We start from the raw sequence: 17,209 nt of genomic DNA on the forward strand, positions 1-17,209 counted from the left end.
GGTTATCTCAATATATTTAAATTTTATTCAGACAATAACCACCCCGTTCCGGATTGACAGAATATGTCGCTATCATCAGAACAAGTTGATTTTTATTTTATGGGTACAGAGGCTTTACAATATTATCGTAAGACTATCTCCATCACTGATATTTAAATATTAGCGCTGATATAAATGAATAATCTCTTCGGATAATTCACGGGCCAGCAGCGAGTTCATTAAATGATCCTGAGCGTGCACCATAATTAAGGTCATCGGCTGACGGGCTTCGCCCGCGTCCTGCTCGATGAGTTTGGTCTGCATATGGTGCGCCTGGCGCGCGTAACCATCGGCTTCGCGCAGCAGGCTTTTCGCTTCGTCAAAGTTGCCCTGCCGCGCAGCATGCAGTGCTTCAAAGCACAGGCTGCGCGACTGACCAGCATTGACGATGATTTCCATTACGGCTTCTTCTAAGGCAATCATCATCTCTTACTCTATTTATCGAAACTATTATTCAGAGAGGTTTGGGCAAACCATTCTCCGCTCTTTTTAATGGTACGCTGCTGTGTCTCTAAATCGAGCTGGACAAAACCATAGCGGTTTTTATACGCATTGCACCACGACCAGTTATCAATAAATGTCCACATATGGTAGCCAAGACAATTACTGCCTTCGCTAATACCTCTATGCAGCCATTTAAGATGTTCAGAAATAAAGTCGATACGATATTGGTCGTTAATCTGGCCGTTCTCAATAAAACGCTGCTCGTTTTCGACGCCCATTCCATTTTCAGAAATAAAACAGCGTGGGTTGCCGTAATTATCGCGCAGGTTAATGAGAATATCGTAAATACCCGGCTCGTAGATTTCCCAGCCGCGATACGGGTTCATCTTGCGTCCCGGCATCTCGTAGCTGTCGAAGAACCATTCCGGCATAAACGGCGCGTTCGGATTAATGGCCGTATCACGACACTTCACCCGACGCGGCTGGTAGTAGTTAATGCCCAGCAGGTCGATTTTACCGTCAGCAATCAGCGCGCTGTCTTCCGGCAAACAGGCTGGCAGCTGATCGTGCGCTTTCAGCATCGCCACCAGGTCCGCCGGGTATTCACCGCACAGCACCGGGTCGAGGAAGCTGCGGTTAAACAGCAGATCGCAATGGTGCGCGGCTTTCACGTCCGCCGGGTTCTGTGAACGCGGATAGGACGGAGTCAGGTTCAGCACGATGCCAATCTCACCGGGGTGATGCCCGGCGCGAAAGGCGCGAACCGCCTGCGCATGGGCCAGTACGGTGTGATAAGCCACCGTGGCCGCACGACGGAAATCGACCACGTTCGGGTAGTGGAAATCATACAGATACCCGCCCTCTACCGGCACAATCGGCTCGTTAAAGGTAAACCAGTGCATTACCCGATCGCCAAAAAGCTTAAAGCAGGTTTCTGCGTAACGACCATAAGCCGCCACCACATCCCGGTTTTCCCAGCCGCCAATCTCCTGCATCGCCATCGGCATGTCGAAGTGGAACAGGGTGATAAACGGCTTGATGCCCTGGGCGATCAGTTCGTCGATCACCTGGTTGTAGAAGGCCACCGCCTCCTGGTTCACTTCCCCGGTGCCGTCCGGGATCAGGCGCGCCCAGCTTATCGAGGTGCGAAAGCTATTGTGGTTCAGCTGCTTTAACAGCTGAATGTCGGCTTTCCAGTGCTGATAAAACGTGGACGTATTCTGCGGCCCCACCCCGTTGTGAAAGCGATTCGGCTCTTTGGCAAACCAGTGATCCCAGATGGATAATCCTTTACCACTGCTTTGGCTTTCCCCTTCGGTTTGAGTTGCAGAACAGGCGCTACCCCACCAGAAGTTCTCGGGAAATGCATATTTCATAAATCGTCCTCTTTGACTTAATTGCCGACGGTCTCTGCTGCACCTACGGTCGCCTGCGCTTTCTGCTCTTCGGTTTTCACCAGAGAACGCTCATAAGCACGCAGGAACGGTAAATACATCAGCGCCGACATCACCATACAAATGACGCACATCACCACCGGACTCAGGGCCCAGTTTGCCGCCCAGGAGGCACCAATCGGAGCCGGGGTCGTCCACGGCGTCAGCGACACAACCTGTGCCAGCCAGCCGAGTTTGGTGGCGGTATACGCCAGACAAGCGTTGATCATCGGAACGAACACGAACGGAATAAACAGCATCGGGTTCATGATGATCGGCGCACCGAACAGAATAGGCTCGTTGATGTTAAAGAAACTTGGCACCACGCCCATTTTACCAATGGTACGCAGGTGCGTTACGCGGCTACGCAGCAGCAGGAAGGCCAGCGGCAGGGTAGAGCCAACGCCGCCGATCAGCAGGTAGTGGTCCCAGAAGCCCTGCAGATAGACGTGCGGCAGCGCAGCGCCGGCAGCCAGCGCGGCCTGGTTGGCGGAGAGGTTAGCCATCCAGAATGGGTTCATAATCCCGGTCACGATCAGCGCGCCGTGGATGCCAGCGAACCAGAAGATCTGGCACAGCAGCACGGAGAGCAGGATAGCGGGCAGGGAATCCGAAGCGGAAACCAGCGGCTCCAGCAGGTGCATAATCGCCTGCGGGATGATCATACCGGTCTGGGCTTCGATAAACAGGTTCAGCGGGTGCAGAGTACCGATGATGACCACGACCGGGATCAGGATCTCAAACGAACGCGCCACGCCGGTCGGCACTTCTTTCGGCAGACGGATGGTGACTTTGTGATCCTTCAGCCACGCGTAAACGCGGGTAGCATAGATAGAGGTGATTAGCGCGGTGAAGATCCCCTGGCCCGACAGATACTGGGTGGAGATTTTGCCGTCGGCATACGGGGCGGCCACCAGCAGGAACGCCATAAACGCCAGCAGGCCGGACATCACCGGATCGAGGTTAAACTGACGCCCGAGGCTCGCACCAATGCCCACGGAGATAAAGAAGGTCATCACGCCCATGCTGAGGTTAAATGGCAGCATCAGCTGTTCACGGTAGGTCTCAGAAAAGTCCAGCCAGCCGCGGGCAAAGCTGTTGGTGGTATCCGCGGAGAACGGCGGGAAGATGAACACCAGCATAAACGAGCCGATGATCATGAACGGCAGCGCGGCGGTAAAACCGTCGCGGATGGCAATTACGTACTTCTGCTGGCCCAGTTTGCCCGCCAGCGGCGCGATGGACTGCTCAATGACGGCAACCATAGATTGATATAACGAACTCATGAGAACACCTTCTTAGTGTGCCGCTTCAATGAGCGACAGAGCATAGTCCAGCACCTTATCACCACGTTGCATACCGTAGTCCATCATATCAATGGCTTGTACCGGCACACCTTGCGTAGCAGCCTTGTCTGAGAGCGTTTTTAACATGTATTTGACTTGCGGCCCGAGAAGCACGACCTGGTATTGCGGAAACTGCGTATCAAATTCTGCAACACCGTAAGCATCGATTTTGACAGGTAAACCGCGTTCGTCCGCGGCTTCGACCATTTTCCGTACCAGCAGACTGGTGGACATCCCGGCAGAACAGCACAGCATAATCTTGAACATCGACAACCATCCTCAAAATGTAAATAGTTATTGCGGAGATGATTGGATAACATATGGAAACCGGTTTCCATCCATATAAGACAGAAGTGTGACAGCCATCAAGATCCATTACTTATGGGGCCTGGTAATCGGATTTGGGTCACATATTTTGGCTGCTTTTGCATCAGTTAGAGTGGAAACGGAAAATCGGTTTCCATGGAAAACGGAAACAGATATACTCCTGAATGGCTATAATATGAGCCGAAGTGGGATCGGGAATTACAGGGGCCAGGAGAGACCTGTCAGGGGAAAAAGATGTCTACAATCAACGATGTATCACGTCTGGCCGGGGTGTCTAAAGCCACGGTATCACGGGTGTTGAGCGGGTCGCGCGGCGTGAAGGAAGCCAGCCGCCAGGCCGTACTGAAAGCAGTGGAAGAGCTGAACTATCGGCCAAACGTGATTGCCCAGTCGCTGCTCAGCCAGTCAACCGGCTGTATCGGGGTGATCTGCGCCCAGGACAACATTAACCAGACCACCGGTTATCTGTACGCGCTGGAAAAACATCTCAGCCAGCACCAGAAGCACCTGCTGCTTCGCTTCGCCAACTCCAAAGCCGAGGTCATGAACGCGCTGGAAGAGCTCTCCTGCGGGTTATGCGATGACATTCTGATTATCGGTGCCCGTTTCCCGCTGCACATCGATCAGGAGAACGTCATCCTGGTGGACTGCATGGAAACCAACAACGTCAACAGCATACAGTACGACCATGCTTTTGCCGCGGAAACCGCCTGTAACTTTCTCGCCAGCCAGGGGCGCCGTCAGATTGCCCTGATCCACCCGCACGGCAGTGGTTTTGCCGATCAGGTGCTGCTGGGCTACAAGCATGGGCTGGAGAAAAACTTCCTGCCGTTTAATCGCAACCTGGTCTTTATGGACGCCACCTCCTCCTCCGTGGCGCTGCAGGAGCTGCTCAACAACGCCAGTACGGTCAATTTCAACGCCTTACTGGTGGCCGACGAGCAGGAAGCACAGCGGGTGATCCCGCAGCTGCAGGCTTTCAACCGGTCCGTACCGGGGGACATCATGGTGTTCAGCCTTGCGGGATCGCTGCATCTGCCGGGCATTCCGACCATTCCGGCAATTGAGTACTCGATGGATGCCATGGCGGCACGGATCGTCAGCTGGCTGAATGAGAAGACCCAGATGCTCGGGTCGTATGTGCTGCGCGGGGATTTAATTATTCCGGATGTGCGGCGCTAAAAAACTAAGGGGGCTTAATGGCCCCTTTATGCGTAATCAGTAATCCTCCATGCAGTCCACCTGATTGACGGCATCCCAGTAACCTTCCTGGTTGTTCCGCTCCATCGCCACCACCGCATTTTTGACCAGCATCTGATTCGCCTCAGAAGCCATAATCATCGCCTGCCACTCTTTATCGGTTTGCTTGCGTTGCGGGGAACAGGCTTTCTTCACATCCTTTAAAACCGCCTGTTTCATCTGCTCTAATTTTACCGGGTCGTTCATCTCCTGAGCATGAACGAAGGCGGCGAAAAGCAGGCAGACGATGAGGCAAAACAGGTGCGCTGACTTCATGGAAACCTCCGGAAAAAAACACACACGTTTATGAAATATATCGTTACATCCGCCTTTGCGACCCAAGCCGAAAGTATTAATTTTGCCAATAGTTGCGCAGGGGTACGACTAAGCGTAGCCGCAGAATTTGGGGTACAGGCAAGCCCGGAAGAAAAATTTGTGACGGAGAGGGACGGACAGCGCACAAAGGTTGATGCTGCTCGCAAAGGGGGGTTTTGCGTTGATTGCACTTACATTTTTTTGCCAGCACAACGCCAGAATTTAGCGATTGTTTCCTGGGCTCAGTGTGCGATAGTCGATGTGCAACGTAACGGGGGAATGATATGCAACTGAGTATTACCGACATCATTACTGAACATGAACAGGAAGAGTTACTGCAGGGACTGCGGATCTATAACAGCCAGTTTATTAGTTTCTCCCGCGTGGCGAGTGATATCGCCGTCTATGCCCGTGATGAGAACGGAAAAATGCGCGGGGGGCTGATCGGCAACCGCCAGGGCGAGTGGCTGAACATTAAATATCTGTGGGTTAGCGATGAAATACGCGGCAACGGGCTTGGGGGCCAGCTGATGCAGGTCGCCGAAGACGAAGCGCGGAAACAGGGATGCCGGCATGCGCTGGTGGATACCTTCAGTTTCCAGGCGCGTCCGTTTTATGAAAAGCAGGGCTATCAGGTGACCATGACGCTGGAAGATTTTCCGTACGAGGGAATACAGCGCCATTACCTGTCGAAGGCGCTTTAAGCGCCAATACCGCTACCGATCACCGCCAGCGCATGACGCACGATCTGCTCAGGCGAGAGGGCGCGTAACCTCTCGTCATTGCGCATCCGCGAAAAGGGCACCAGCACCAGGCTTAACAGGGTGGTGAACAGCAGCTCCGGCGCCAGGTCGCGGTTCAGTTTGCCCTCCTGCTGCCAGCGGGCGACGGTTTCGAGCGTCGCCTGATATTTCTCATCGCCAAACCGGGCCTGCAGATGCGCACGCAGCACCGGCATTTCACCAATCACCTCCTGCATCCACAGCGGTGCGAACCAGTGGTGTTCCACGGCCAGTTCGGCCAGCTTTTCAACCATTAACGTCAGGGCAGTCACCGGATCGTCCGGGTGGGCGCTGAAAAGCGTGGCGATGGCGCTGCGCAGCGGCAAAAAGCGCTCCTCGATCATTGCGTCGAGCAGTTGCTCCCGGGAATTGAAGTAGTAGTGGAGCATCGCGGGCGTCACGCCGGCCTCTCTGGCAATGGCGTTGAGTGACGTGCGGGCAATCCCCTGACGGGCAAAGAGATCCAGGGCGATATCCAGCAGCTGTTCCCGGCTGGTGGCGGTGGGTTTGCTCCCGCGCGGACGACCGGGGCGGCGGGCCTGTGGCGTGGGCTCAGAATTATCTTTATGTGCTGACATGCGCGGAGGATCCCTTGACCTGATTCATAACTTCATTAAATATTAATTATCCAATTAATTAATTTCAAGCGGTGTTTCATGGTGTCCGATTCGACAACGCAAACCAAAAACGCGCCCTCGGTGCGGCTGCTGTTCAGCGCGCTGCTGCTGGTGATGCTGCTCTCGGCCCTCGATCAGACCATCGTCTCCACGGCGCTGCCCACCATTGTGGGTGAGCTGGGCGGTCTGGATAAGCTCTCCTGGGTCGTCACGGCCTATATTCTGAGTTCCACGATTGTGGTGCCGCTGTACGGCAAGTTTGGCGATCTCTTTGGCCGCAAAATTGTTCTGCAGATCGCCATTGTCCTGTTTCTGGTGGGCTCAGCCCTGTGCGGGCTGGCGCAGAACATGACCCAGCTGGTGCTAATGCGCGCCCTGCAAGGTTTGGGCGGCGGTGGTCTGATGGTGATCAGCATGGCGGCGGTGGCCGACGTGATCCCCCCTGCGGAGCGCGGTCGCTATCAGGGTTTATTCGGCGGGGTCTTTGGTCTCGCGACGGTGATCGGCCCGCTGGTGGGCGGCTTTCTGGTGCAGCACGCCTCCTGGCGCTGGATTTTCTACATCAACCTGCCGCTGGGGCTGTTTGCCCTGCTGGTGATCGGCGCGGTATTCCACGGCAGCGCGAAGCGCAACAAGCATGAGATCGACTATCTGGGGGCGATTTACCTCAGCATGGCGCTGCTGTGCATCATCCTGTTTACCAGCGAAGGGGGCACGGTACGCGAGTGGAGCGACCCGCAGCTGTGGTGCATTCTGGCCTTTGGCCTGACGGGGATCGCCGGGTTTATCTATGAGGAGCGGCTGGCGTGGGAGCCGATTATTCCGCTGTCGCTCTTCCGGGATCGCAGCTTCCTGCTCTGCAGCCTGATTGGCTTTATCATCGGTATGTCGCTGTTTGGCTCGGTGACCTTCCTCCCGCTCTATCTGCAGATTGTCAAAGAGGCCACCCCGACCGAGGCCGGTCTACAGCTCATCCCTCTAATGGGTGGGCTGTTGCTGACCTCGATTATCAGCGGGCGCATTATCAGCCGCACCGGGAAATACCGTCTTTTCCCGATCCTCGGGACCCTGCTGGGTGTGGTGGGCATGGCCTTGCTTACGCGGATCACTATTGCGTCGCCTGTCTGGCAGCTGTACCTGTTTACCGGCGTACTGGGGGCGGGGCTGGGCCTGGTAATGCAGGTGCTGGTGCTGGCGGTGCAGAACAGCGTGTCTGCGGATCAGTACGGAGTGGCGACGTCCGGCGTGACCCTGTTCCGCTCCATCGGCGGGGCAATTGGCGTGGCGCTGTTTGGCGCGGTCTTCACCCACGTGTTGCAGTCGGGCCTGATGGCGCGCATTCCCGAGGGCACCGAGTTGCCGCGGGAGATGAACCCGACTGCCATCCATCACCTGCCGGATGCTCTGCGCCTGGACTATCTGGACGCCTTTGGCTCCGCCATTCATGCGGTGTTCCTGATGGCTGCCGGGATTATGGTGCTGGCTTTTGTGCTGTCGTGGTTTTTGCGCGAGGCGCCGCTGCGCAAGGGAGAAGCAAGGAGTTAGCGATTCGGTTATTTGTTGCGAGTCGCTTTCCGAATTTGAACGCTGTGGCTTGTCTTCCTTCCCTGTGCTGGCGCATGCTTTGACCTGGTCAATAAAGCAGCAGAGGTGGCAATGGAACGCAAAGCAAAAGTGATCAAAAAGGGACGCAATCAGGCGGTGCTCCTGCCTGATGAATTCGCCTTTGAGACGGAGAGTGTGTACATCCGGCGGGATGAAGAGGGGAATGTTGTTTTGAGGGCAATGTCAGAGAAAGAACGCCACAGAGAACATTTTTTGCGTTTATTAAAGCAGACTCATTTCCCTGATTCATTCCTGAGCAAGGAAGAGCGCAATCAGAGCTATACGACAAGAGATCCTTTTGAAGGGTTATAAAAGATGCTGCATATGCTGGACACTAACATAGTCAGCCACCTCGTGAGACAGCACCCCAGGGTGGTCAATCACTATTCTCAAATAGCGCCAGAAGATATGTGTATTTCAAGCGTAACAGAAGCTGAACTGCTTTATGGCGTCGCCAAAAAGCAAAGCCATGCATTGCATGAAACCATATCGGCCTTTCTGAAAACTATCACCATCTGTGACTGGGACAGTGACGCCGCGGCAATATACGGCAAGCTACGTGCCGATATGGAAAAGCGCGGGAAAGTCATGGGCGATCTCGATCAGTTGATCGCAGCGCATGCGCTCAGTCGCGGAACGACAATTGTGACTAACGATCAGGCCTTTGGGATGGTGCAGGAACTGACAGTCGAAGACTGGACTACCGCAGCATGACGTACCACGCCCGGTGGCGCTACGCTTACCGGGCCTACAAAACCCCGGCACGCAGTCACCCGGCAAAACCTGCATATAACTTATCCTTCTTATTGATTCCTTTTCGTTTTTTAACCTGCCGCTGGGTTGCCGATATAGTCGATAAAACATTTATCAAAAGGACTGACCGGTGAAACTTCGATTGGGTGCGCTTCTTCTCGCTGGCCTGCTGCTGGCGGGCTGTGACCAAAGCAGCAGCGATGCTAAACACATTAAAGTCGGCGTGATTAACGGCGCCGAGCAGGACGTGGCGGAAGTCGCCAAAAAAGTGGCGAAAGAGAAGTTTGGCCTCGACGTCGAGCTGGTGGGGTTTAGCGGCTCGCTGCTGCCAAACGACGCGACCAACCACGGCGAGCTGGATGCCAACGTGTTCCAGCATCGCCCGTTCCTGGCGGAAGACAACAAAGCGCACGGCTACAAGCTGGTGGCCGTCGGTAATACCTTTGTCTTCCCGATGGCGGGCTATTCCCGCAAGATCAAATCGGTGTCTGAGCTCAAAGATGGCGCAACCATCGCCATCCCCAACGACCCCACCAATCTGGGCCGCGCGCTGTTGCTGCTGCAAAACGAAAAACTGATCGCCCTGAAGCCGGACGTGGGTCTGCTGCCGACGGCGCTGGACATCACCGCTAACCCAAAAAACCTGAAAATCATGGAGCTGGAAGGGGCGCAACTGCCGCGCGTGCTGGACGATCCGAAAGTGGATGTGGCGATTATCAGCACCACCTATCTCCAGCAAACCGGGCTGTCGCCGGTGCATGACAGCGTCTTTATCGAAGATAAAAATTCGCCCTACGTGAACATCGTGGTGACGCGGGAAGACAATAAAGATGCGGAAAACGTGAAGGAGTTTATCCAGTCGTATCAGTCACCTGAGGTGGCGAAGGCCGCAGAGACCATCTTTAACGGCGGCGCTGTGCCGGGCTGGGAATAAAATAATCGTGCCGCGGTGACAGGTATCGCCGCGGCTTCAATATAAGTTGGCCCAATCCCATCGCTTAATGCCCTTTAGCCCACATCCTGCTGTTGGCCCTCCGGCTATTCTTTTTGCATCACAGACCGGAGAACAGCCCATGAACATCACCCACATTCGTAACGCGACACAGCTCATTACCTACGCCGGAAAGCGTTTTCTGGTTGACCCGATGCTGGCACCCAAAGACGCATACCCTGGTTTCCCCGGCACCGCGCGGGAGGAAATTCGCAACCCGATGGTAGAGCTGCCCTGCGCGGTTGAGACCCTGCTGGATGTCGATGCCGTTATCGTGACCCATACCCACCCCGATCACTGGGATCAGTATGCGATTGAGCAGATCGCCAAAGACAAGCCGATTTTCGTGCAGAACGATGAGGACGCGCAGTTGCTGCGCAGCCAGGGTTTTACCAAACTGACGGTGCTGACGGACAACAGCCGGTTTGGCGACATCCAGCTCAGTAAAACCGACGGCGGTCAGCACGGTACCGATCGCGCCTATGCGGTGCCGGAGCTGGCGGAGCGGCTGGGCGAAGCCTGCGGTGTGGTGTTTCGTCACCCTGACGAAAAGACGCTCTGCATTGCCGGGGATACCATCTGGCGCGAGGCGGTGGCGACCGATCTGCAAAAGCATCAGCCGGATGTGGTGGTAATCAATGCCGGTTATGCCCATGTCATCGGTTTTGGGCCGATCATTATGGGCCAGGAGGATGTGCTCAACCTCCACTTCCTGTTACCGCAGGCGAAAATTGTGGCGGTCCACATGGAGGCCATCAACCACTGCCTGCTGACCCGCAGCGCGTTGCGCCAGTATGCAGAGGACAATCAGGTCAGCGAGGTGCTGACCATTCCCCAGGACGGCGAAACCGTTATATTCTGAGGTTTTCAGGGGAAAGGAGAGAGCAATGCCGCTTACAAAGGTCGCGATTGTCGCCGTGGACGGCTTTAGCCCGTTCCACTACTCCGTCCCCTGCATTCTGTTTGGTGATTCGGTTTCGGGTGAAAAGCGCTTTAATGTCACGATCTGCGCCGAAAAACCGGGATTACTGACCTCGCCAGACGGCTTCGCACTCAACGCCACGCAGGATTATTCTGCGATTGGGCAGGCGGATATCGTGGTGGTGCCTTACTGGCAACACGTGCTGGAGCGTCCGCCGCAGGCGCTGCTCGACAGCCTGGTGCAGGCAAGGGACAACGGGGCGGAGATTGTCGGGCTCTGTCTGGGGTCGTTTGTTCTCGGATACGCAGGCATTCTCGACGGTAAACGCGCGGCTACACACTGGGAGTTCGAGCGCCAGTTTCAGACGCTTTTCCCGGACGTGCAGCTCGATATCAACGCCCTTTACGTCGACGACGACCGTATCATTACCTCTGCCGGCACCGCCGCCGCGCTGGACTGCTGCCTGTATATCATCCGTCAGCGCTTTGGCGGCTCGGTGGCAAACCAGATCGCCCGGCGGATGATCGTGCCGCCGCACCGCGAGGGCGGGCAGGCGCAGTTTATTGCCCAGCCGGTGCCGGAAACGACCCGGGATGTGCGGATTAACAACCTGATCGACTATCTCCAGCGTAATATCAGCCAGCCGCTCAGTCTGGATGTCCTGGCAGACAGCGTGGCAATGAGCCGCCGCACGCTGACCCGCCATTTTATGAAAGCCACCGGGATGAGCGTCATCGAGTGGATCACCGCCGAACGCCTGCGGCGTAGCCAGCTGCTGCTGGAAAGCAGCAATCTGCCGATGGAAGCAGTGGCAGAGCAGGTGGGATATCTTTCAGCAGTGACCTGGCGTCAACAGTTTAAGGCCCGCTTTGGCGTCAGCCCGGCGGAGTGGCGCAAAACCTTTCGTATGCGATCGTAGGCCGGGTAAGTGTAGCGCCACCCGGCATTTACCCCAGCCGCGCCATCTTCGTCTCTCCCTCCACCATCGAGAGCTGATAGAGCGAAAACGATCGGTGCTTCTCGATCAGGTTCGCCAGCTCCGGCGAATGGCTGGTAAGCCATATCTGCGAATAGCGGCTGGCCTCGGCAATCAGGCTCGCCAGGGCAGGCAGCATCTGCGGGTGCAGGCTGTTTTCCGGTTCGTTGAGGGCGATAAAGGCGGGCGGACGCGGGCTGAGCAGCGCCACCGCCAGGCACAGAAAACGCAGCGTGCCGTCGGAAAACTCCGCAGGCTCCAGCGGTCGGCTTAAGCCTTCGCGCTGCATCATCATGCGAAAGCGCCCCCCGGTGTTGTCGCTGTAAAACACGCAGCCCGGGAACGCCTGGTCGAGAATGCGCATCAGCAGCAGCTCGTCGCCAATCTCGACGATGGTCTGAAACGCGGCCGCCAGGTTTGCGCCGTCGCTTGCCAGCACCGGCGAGCGGAACCCCACCTGCGGGGCGCGCATGGCTGAACCGGACGCGACGGAAAACTCATGATAAAAGCGCCAGTTACGCAGGGACTCGCGCATCTGCGACACCTCCGGGTAGAGGTGCGGCTCCCCGAGCTGCCCGAACACCGATTCGTTCTCATACAGGGTGCCGCTGTGGGTCACCTTCTCGTGGTGAACGTTATTGAGAAACACGGTCTGATTTTTACGCTGCATCAGGCGTGCGGAGGGGCGACGCTGGTGACCGCTCAGCCAGATGGACTCCTCTTTGATCACCGGATCGAGCTGAAACTGCGAGGGATAGGGCAGCTTCTCAACAAAGCCCACCTGCAGTTCGTATTCCCAGGTCTCGGTTTCCACCGCCAGGTTCATGCGCCGCAGCTGGTCGCTGCGGGTTTTGCCCGCCCAGAACACCTTCAGAATGCCGCCTTCGTTCGCCAGCGCCTGGGAAAACTGCCCCTGCGCCGCGCTGTGCACCAGATGGATCGCCTTATAGATGTTGGATTTTCCGGTGCCGTTCGGGCCGAAAACGATGTTGAGCTGCTCCAGATCCAGCGACATGTCGCGGATCGAGCGATAGTTTTGAATGTGCAGGGTGTTGATCATCAGCGTACCCCTTTGCGGTCTTAGAACTGTATAAAGTTACAGTATTTTAAGTAAACTGCAAAAAAAAAGACGACAGTGAGGGTGTCGTCTAAAGGGGTATTGTTCGGGCCTCTGTGGGTCAACGGGGCCTTCGCATTTTTATCTTCATGTCACGGCCAGACGCAGACCCAAATCATCAGGATAGGGATCAAAGTAGTTTTGCGTCATCAGATAGCGGTCGGGGTATTCCGCCAGATAGTGCTTCAGCAGCGTGAGTGGGGCGAGAATGGGCAGCAGCCCGTCGCGATAGTGCAGGATCACGTCCCGGAGTTCGCCGCGCTGACGGCTGTTTAGCTGGTTACGGAAATAGCCCTGAATATGCATCAGCACGTTGGTGTGATTTTTCCGCGAGGCGGGCTGCTTAAGGATCGCCATCAGCTTTTCGCGGTACGCCTCGAAGAACTCGTCCAGGTCTTCCCACTCATGCAGCGAGGCGACAAACGGGCCAATCTCCCGATAGCCCGCCTGATGGTGGGCCAGCAGCTGGAGTTTGTAACGGCTGTGGAAGTCCAGCAGCGCGCGGCGCGTCAGGCCATTGGCGCGCAGGGTGTTCAGTTCGTGAAGGGCGAAGACGCGCTCCACGAAGTTCTCCCGCAGCACCGGATCGTGCAGGCGTCCATCTTCCTCCACGGGGAGCCACGGCCAGGTTTCAAGAAGGGCGGCGGTGAACAGCCCGACACCCTCCTTGCGGCCCCGGTTGCCGTTTTCATCATACAGCCGCACGCGCTCCATGCCGCAGCTTGGGGATTTGGCACAAACGATAAATCCGGCCAGATCGCCGATCTTCGGCAGATAACCCGCCGCAAAGTCGGCCATCTTTTGCGTAACGTCTTCATGAGGTGCTTTGCTGAACCGCATCTGCGTCTCACCGCTGTCGGTCAGCGTCAGGCGCAGCGCCGGGCGCGGCGTTGGCAGGCCAATGGCCATTTCCGGACAGACGGGCCTGAAGGTGACCCACTGGGCCAGCTCGTCCATGACAAAGCCCATACGCTTATGCCCGCCGTCGAAGCGAACGGCGGAACCGGTCAAACATCCGCTAATACCCAGCACAGGTTTCGTTGTCATGGTGTGTACCTCCAGAGCCGATATCTAAAAGTTACACAAATTGACTATTTTGTCCAAGTATTGGCGGGGTTATTTTTTATTACCGATAAATATCAATGGCTTTTAACTGCCCTTATAGGTCGAATAACCGTACTGGCTGAGCAGCAGCGGAATGTGAAGCTTTTCGTTGGTGCGGGTCACGGTAAACAGCACCGGGATCTCCGGGAAGAACGAGGTCAGCTTGTTCGCCTGGAAGTAGTCGGCGGTTTTAAAGGTCACTTTATAGACGCCAGGCTGCATATCCTGATCTTCGGGATAGAGCGACTTGATGCGGCCGTCCTGGTCGGTTTTACCGCTGGCGACGGTGGTCCATTTGTCCTGCTGCTGTTTTTCCAGCGTGACGCTGACGCCCGGCGGCGGCGTGCCGGTTTGCTGGTCAAGAATATGCACGCTCAGCGTGCCGACAGGGGCACTAAAGGCGACAGGGGCGAAGGCCATAGAGGCCAGGATCAGCAGAGGGGCAGTTTTTTTCATTGGGTTTTCCTGTGGAGTGGTAAGTCACAGGAAAACGTTAGCATTTGCCGCGCGGGAAAATATTCAACTTTTCGTGAAGATTCCCACAGAAGAAAATCGTCAGAGGATAATCACCTCAAGGGAAACCTGCTGCTGCCACTGCTCAACCTGCTTTTTGCGCGCGGCGTTGAGTTTACCGCTGGTGACCAGCAGCCACTGGCGGTCCGGGAAAATCTCCGGGGCCAGCGCGGCAGGGGGAATGGGCAGGATGTTGATCCGATGGCCCTGACCGGTACGGCTTAAGGCCTCGAGCCAGATTTCGCACGGGTCGTTCAGGTGCCAGCCGCTGAGCAGAAGGTTATCGCCCGGCGCTTTCTTATCGCCCTCAAGACAAAACGAGGTGTAGGCGATGATGATGCCGTCGAGGATCTCGCGCAGGGTCATGGCGGCGGCAACGTTGGCCGAGACCTGGCTGCGCAGGGGGCGTAACACCTTCGCCACCAGTTCCGGCCGCGGATATTCGCGACCGGCGTCGTAAATCATCTGGCGCAGGGATTCTATTTTCCCTTCCTGCAGACGTTGCAGCATGCTCATTTGCAGCGTCAGCCAGTTGTTGGTGCGGTTCGGGGAAGGGCGCTCCAGCAGCGGCTTCACCTGACCAATGGGGACGCCTTTTTTCACCCAGTCGAGGATCTTCAGCGCCTGCTGGACGTCCTCTTCGCTGTACTGGCGATGGCCGCCCTCGGTGCGCTGCGGCTTGAGTAAACCGTAGCGGCGCTGCCACGCGCGCAGGGTGGTGGCGGTGATGCCGCTGAGTCTGGCGAATTCGCCGATGGAGTAGGCCATGTCTGCATCCGAAGGGAAGGAATAATCTCAATATACTACGAATATTTGCCTGCGGGATGAAGCACCAGACCGGTGCACTACACTTTACTTCCAGACGCGCAAATGAAAGGAGTTCTCATGAAACTATGGCCTGTTGTGACCGGTGTCGCCATTGCGCTGACCCTGGTTGCCTGTAAATCCCCAACGCCGCCGAAAGGCGTGCAGCCGATCACCAATTTTGACGCCAGCCGCTATCTCGGCAAATGGTATGAAATCGCCCGTCTCGAAAACCGCTTCGAGCGTGGGATGGAGCAGGTGACCGCTACCTACGGCAAGCGCAGCGACGGCGGGATCAGCGTGCTCAACCGGGGATACGATCCGGTGAAGCGCAAGTGGAGTGAGAGCGAGGGGAAAGCCTTTTACACCGGTGCGCCAACGACCGCCGCGCTGAAGGTCTCATTCTTCGGCCCGTTCTACGGCGGATATAACGTGATCAAGCTGGACGACGACTACCAGTACGCGCTGGTCAGCGGCCCGAACCGCGACTACCTGTGGATCCTGTCGCGTACGCCGACCATTCCGGACGCAGTGAAACAGGATTACCTGAACACCGCGCGTAGCCTGGGCTTCCGGGTCGATCAGCTGGTATGGGTGAAGCACTAAAGATCGTGCTTTCTTCCTGGGGCGGTGAGCGAACAGGGAAGTAGACTTCCGTCATGGGCACACGGGAGATGAACTTATGCACTGGCAACCCTTTCGCGGCACCGCGCCGTCTACCATGACCATCCACAGCGCGTCGTTTCCTGATATCAGCGATAACTGGCCGATGAAAGACGAGGTGACGCGCGAACTCAACGCCTTCGACCGGGCGTTAAAAGCGGACCCGCAGCTAATGCCGCCCATCGTGGAAAAGGATGCCCGCGGAGAGAAAACCCTGAAATGCCAGCACAGCTGGTCTGAAAAGGCTTTTACCAATCGCCCCGCCGTTGTGGCCTGGCGCACCCGGCTGGTGCCCACGGCGCTGGCTCTGTACGCCATCCAGAACCCGCTGGACGAACACCTTCCCGACGGCACCCGGATGGACAGCAACAGCCGCCAGTGGTTTATTCACGCCAATGACGCTATTGGTATCCGCTCCCGCGCGAAAGTGATGGCCGTGCTGGCGGAACAGTACCTGCGTAACGATATCGACAACGTCTGGGTCAGCCTCGCCAGCGGTGCGGCCGTTCCGGTGCTGGAGGCGCTGCGCGGCGCGCATCTCGACGGGCAAAAGGTGCATCTAACCCTGGTGGACTACGATCCCGTCTCCCTGAAATGGGCGGAGAAAATGACCGCCGCCGAGGGGCTGAGCGTCGGAGAGCAGGTCACGATATTGCAGCGCGATCTGAAAGATTGCCTGATCCACAGCGACAAACTGGTGCAGGAATTGGGCGAAGGCCACGTCGAGCTGGTGGATGCGCTGGGGATCTTCGAATATTTCAACGACACCGAGGCGGTGACCTTCCTGAAACACGTCCTGCGGCTGGTGAAACCCGGCGGGGCGATCATCGTCTCGAACATGCTGACCAGCAGCCCGCAGATCGATTTTGCCCTGCGCTGTATCGGCTGGACGCCAATATTTCCCCGTACTCTGCAACAGCTCCAGGATATCCACCTGGCGGCGGGCATTCCGGCGGAAAACGTCACGGTGATCGTGCCGAAGGATGGGGTGTATGCGGTGATGGAGGTGCGGGTGGAATAATGTTTATCCCCTCTCCCCTTTGGGGAGAGGGTCAGGGTGAGGGGAAAAGTCGCTACGACCCTTTCAACTCTTTGTGCAGCATTTGTTGGCGTGTTTCTTGATTTATTTTATTTGCCATAACACCGATGCGTTTTTGGCTTGCCAGTGATCGGGAAGCAATCACTTGATTCAGGGACTTTAATTTACTGTCTTCATGTT

20 protein-coding genes are annotated in these 17,209 nt (G+C 56.5%); 10 read left to right on the forward strand and 10 right to left on the reverse strand.

Translation table 11 applies throughout. The features are described 5' to 3' along the window. Positions 1-159: 159 nt before the first annotated feature. Genes K5I40_RS20650 through K5I40_RS20665 form a run of 4 tightly spaced genes read right to left on the reverse strand, consistent with a single transcriptional unit; the run spans position 160 to position 3,529 of the window. On the reverse strand, positions 160-462 hold the full coding sequence (locus tag K5I40_RS20650) for a PTS lactose/cellobiose transporter subunit IIA (RefSeq protein WP_072250852.1): 303 nt from the start codon (positions 460-462) through the stop codon (positions 160-162). A gap of 11 nt (positions 463-473) precedes the next feature. Beyond that, positions 474-1,859, reverse strand: coding sequence for a glycoside hydrolase family 1 protein (locus K5I40_RS20655; protein ID WP_223075488.1), 1,386 nt, complete (start codon positions 1,857-1,859; stop codon positions 474-476). A gap of 17 nt (positions 1,860-1,876) precedes the next feature. Next, positions 1,877-3,202, reverse strand: a complete 1,326-nt coding sequence (locus K5I40_RS20660; protein ID WP_039030207.1) for a PTS sugar transporter subunit IIC — start codon at positions 3,200-3,202, stop codon at positions 1,877-1,879. Positions 3,203-3,214: 12 nt separating this feature from the next. After that, positions 3,215-3,529, reverse strand: coding sequence for a PTS sugar transporter subunit IIB (locus K5I40_RS20665; protein WP_039030206.1), 315 nt, complete (start codon positions 3,527-3,529; stop codon positions 3,215-3,217). Positions 3,530-3,823: 294 nt separating this feature from the next. Between K5I40_RS20665 and K5I40_RS20670 the strand changes: the two genes are divergently transcribed. Beyond that, complete coding sequence (locus K5I40_RS20670; RefSeq protein ID WP_223075489.1) at positions 3,824-4,771, forward strand: LacI family DNA-binding transcriptional regulator; 948 nt, start codon at positions 3,824-3,826, stop codon at positions 4,769-4,771. A 36-nt stretch (positions 4,772-4,807) separates the two neighbouring features. Here K5I40_RS20670 and K5I40_RS20675 read toward each other — a convergent pair whose 3' ends face one another. Then, positions 4,808-5,104, reverse strand: coding sequence for a YicS family protein (locus K5I40_RS20675; protein ID WP_039030204.1), 297 nt, complete (start codon positions 5,102-5,104; stop codon positions 4,808-4,810). Between the two features lie 323 nt (positions 5,105-5,427). Here K5I40_RS20675 and K5I40_RS20680 point away from each other — a divergent pair, with 323 nt between their 5' ends. Continuing rightward, positions 5,428-5,847 carry a GNAT family N-acetyltransferase gene (locus K5I40_RS20680; RefSeq protein ID WP_223075490.1) on the forward strand — a complete coding sequence of 140 codons (420 nt, stop codon included), beginning with the start codon at positions 5,428-5,430 and terminating at the stop codon, positions 5,845-5,847. Here K5I40_RS20680 and K5I40_RS20685 read toward each other — a convergent pair. Then, on the reverse strand, positions 5,844-6,503 hold the full coding sequence (locus tag K5I40_RS20685; RefSeq protein WP_039030202.1) for a TetR/AcrR family transcriptional regulator: 660 nt from the start codon (positions 6,501-6,503) through the stop codon (positions 5,844-5,846). The genes K5I40_RS20680 and K5I40_RS20685 overlap by 4 nt on opposite strands. Positions 6,504-6,581: 78 nt before the next feature. Between K5I40_RS20685 and K5I40_RS20690 the strand changes: the two genes are divergently transcribed. The 6 genes from K5I40_RS20690 (at position 6,582) to K5I40_RS20715 (ending at position 11,732) form a co-directional block, all read left to right on the forward strand. Further along, entirely contained in the window at positions 6,582-8,087 is a 1,506-nt protein-coding gene (locus K5I40_RS20690; RefSeq protein WP_139563902.1) for an MDR family MFS transporter, read from the forward strand. A gap of 111 nt (positions 8,088-8,198) precedes the next feature. Then, the gene (locus K5I40_RS20695) at positions 8,199-8,459 is read left to right on the forward strand and encodes an antitoxin (protein ID WP_223075491.1); all 261 of its coding nucleotides are present in this window, start codon (positions 8,199-8,201) and stop codon (positions 8,457-8,459) included. Between the two features lie 3 nt (positions 8,460-8,462). Next, on the forward strand, positions 8,463-8,861 hold the full coding sequence (locus K5I40_RS20700) for a type II toxin-antitoxin system VapC family toxin (protein WP_223075492.1): 399 nt from the start codon (positions 8,463-8,465) through the stop codon (positions 8,859-8,861). A gap of 169 nt (positions 8,862-9,030) precedes the next feature. Beyond that, positions 9,031-9,834, forward strand: coding sequence for a lipoprotein NlpA (gene nlpA / locus K5I40_RS20705; RefSeq protein ID WP_039030200.1), 804 nt, complete (start codon positions 9,031-9,033; stop codon positions 9,832-9,834). Positions 9,835-9,973: 139 nt separating this feature from the next. Further along, entirely contained in the window at positions 9,974-10,753 is a 780-nt protein-coding gene (locus K5I40_RS20710; RefSeq protein WP_223075493.1) for an MBL fold metallo-hydrolase, read from the forward strand. A gap of 25 nt (positions 10,754-10,778) precedes the next feature. Beyond that, positions 10,779-11,732, forward strand: coding sequence for a GlxA family transcriptional regulator (locus tag K5I40_RS20715; protein ID WP_138370794.1), 954 nt, complete (start codon positions 10,779-10,781; stop codon positions 11,730-11,732). 28 nt (positions 11,733-11,760) lie between these two features. Here K5I40_RS20715 and K5I40_RS20720 read toward each other — a convergent pair whose 3' ends face one another. The 4 genes from K5I40_RS20720 to K5I40_RS20735 form a co-directional block, all read right to left on the reverse strand. Continuing rightward, positions 11,761-12,849, reverse strand: a complete 1,089-nt coding sequence (locus tag K5I40_RS20720) for an AAA family ATPase (protein WP_223075494.1) — start codon at positions 12,847-12,849, stop codon at positions 11,761-11,763. Positions 12,850-12,993: 144 nt separating this feature from the next. Further along, positions 12,994-13,953 carry a DUF523 and DUF1722 domain-containing protein gene (locus K5I40_RS20725; RefSeq protein WP_223075495.1) on the reverse strand — a complete coding sequence of 320 codons (960 nt, stop codon included), beginning with the start codon at positions 13,951-13,953 and terminating at the stop codon, positions 12,994-12,996. A 102-nt stretch (positions 13,954-14,055) separates the two neighbouring features. Continuing rightward, entirely contained in the window at positions 14,056-14,466 is a 411-nt protein-coding gene (gene uraH, locus K5I40_RS20730; protein ID WP_223075496.1) for a hydroxyisourate hydrolase, read from the reverse strand. 99 nt (positions 14,467-14,565) lie between these two features. Beyond that, positions 14,566-15,291, reverse strand: coding sequence for a MerR family transcriptional regulator (locus K5I40_RS20735; RefSeq protein ID WP_039030195.1), 726 nt, complete (start codon positions 15,289-15,291; stop codon positions 14,566-14,568). 117 nt (positions 15,292-15,408) lie between these two features. Between K5I40_RS20735 and K5I40_RS20740 the strand changes: the two genes are divergently transcribed. Both K5I40_RS20740 and K5I40_RS20745 read left to right on the forward strand, forming a co-directional pair. Continuing rightward, positions 15,409-15,933, forward strand: a complete 525-nt coding sequence (locus tag K5I40_RS20740; protein ID WP_039030194.1) for a lipocalin family protein — start codon at positions 15,409-15,411, stop codon at positions 15,931-15,933. A gap of 76 nt (positions 15,934-16,009) precedes the next feature. Beyond that, positions 16,010-17,011: a class I SAM-dependent methyltransferase gene (locus tag K5I40_RS20745; RefSeq protein ID WP_223075497.1), complete on the forward strand. Its 1,002-nt coding sequence runs from the start codon at positions 16,010-16,012 to the stop codon at positions 17,009-17,011. Positions 17,012-17,209 lie beyond the last annotated feature (198 nt).

This window comes from Leclercia sp. LTM14, from assembly GCF_023736175.1.
Classification (GTDB): Bacteria; Pseudomonadota; Gammaproteobacteria; order Enterobacterales; family Enterobacteriaceae; genus Enterobacter; species Enterobacter barmai.

Coding starts and splice junctions, on each gene's coding strand:
- K5I40_RS20650 (WP_072250852.1), bottom strand. CDS start 462: ATGATTGCCTTAGAAGAAGCCGTAATGGAAATCATCGTCAATGCTGGT.
- K5I40_RS20655 (WP_223075488.1), bottom strand. CDS start 1,859: ATGAAATATGCATTTCCCGAGAACTTCTGGTGGGGTAGCGCCTGTTCT.
- K5I40_RS20660 (WP_039030207.1), bottom strand. CDS start 3,202: ATGAGTTCGTTATATCAATCTATGGTTGCCGTCATTGAGCAGTCCATC.
- K5I40_RS20665 (WP_039030206.1), bottom strand. CDS start 3,529: ATGTTCAAGATTATGCTGTGCTGTTCTGCCGGGATGTCCACCAGTCTG.
- K5I40_RS20670 (WP_223075489.1), top strand. CDS start 3,824: ATGTCTACAATCAACGATGTATCACGTCTGGCCGGGGTGTCTAAAGCC.
- K5I40_RS20675 (WP_039030204.1), bottom strand. CDS start 5,104: ATGAAGTCAGCGCACCTGTTTTGCCTCATCGTCTGCCTGCTTTTCGCC.
- K5I40_RS20680 (WP_223075490.1), top strand. CDS start 5,428: ATGCAACTGAGTATTACCGACATCATTACTGAACATGAACAGGAAGAG.
- K5I40_RS20685 (WP_039030202.1), bottom strand. CDS start 6,503: ATGTCAGCACATAAAGATAATTCTGAGCCCACGCCACAGGCCCGCCGC.
- K5I40_RS20690 (WP_139563902.1), top strand. CDS start 6,582: ATGGTGTCCGATTCGACAACGCAAACCAAAAACGCGCCCTCGGTGCGG.
- K5I40_RS20695 (WP_223075491.1), top strand. CDS start 8,199: ATGGAACGCAAAGCAAAAGTGATCAAAAAGGGACGCAATCAGGCGGTG.
- K5I40_RS20700 (WP_223075492.1), top strand. CDS start 8,463: ATGCTGCATATGCTGGACACTAACATAGTCAGCCACCTCGTGAGACAG.
- K5I40_RS20710 (WP_223075493.1), top strand. CDS start 9,974: ATGAACATCACCCACATTCGTAACGCGACACAGCTCATTACCTACGCC.
- K5I40_RS20715 (WP_138370794.1), top strand. CDS start 10,779: ATGCCGCTTACAAAGGTCGCGATTGTCGCCGTGGACGGCTTTAGCCCG.
- K5I40_RS20720 (WP_223075494.1), bottom strand. CDS start 12,849: ATGATCAACACCCTGCACATTCAAAACTATCGCTCGATCCGCGACATG.
- K5I40_RS20725 (WP_223075495.1), bottom strand. CDS start 13,953: ATGACAACGAAACCTGTGCTGGGTATTAGCGGATGTTTGACCGGTTCC.
- uraH (WP_223075496.1), bottom strand. CDS start 14,466: ATGAAAAAAACTGCCCCTCTGCTGATCCTGGCCTCTATGGCCTTCGCC.
- K5I40_RS20735 (WP_039030195.1), bottom strand. CDS start 15,291: ATGGCCTACTCCATCGGCGAATTCGCCAGACTCAGCGGCATCACCGCC.
- K5I40_RS20740 (WP_039030194.1), top strand. CDS start 15,409: ATGAAACTATGGCCTGTTGTGACCGGTGTCGCCATTGCGCTGACCCTG.
- K5I40_RS20745 (WP_223075497.1), top strand. CDS start 16,010: ATGCACTGGCAACCCTTTCGCGGCACCGCGCCGTCTACCATGACCATC.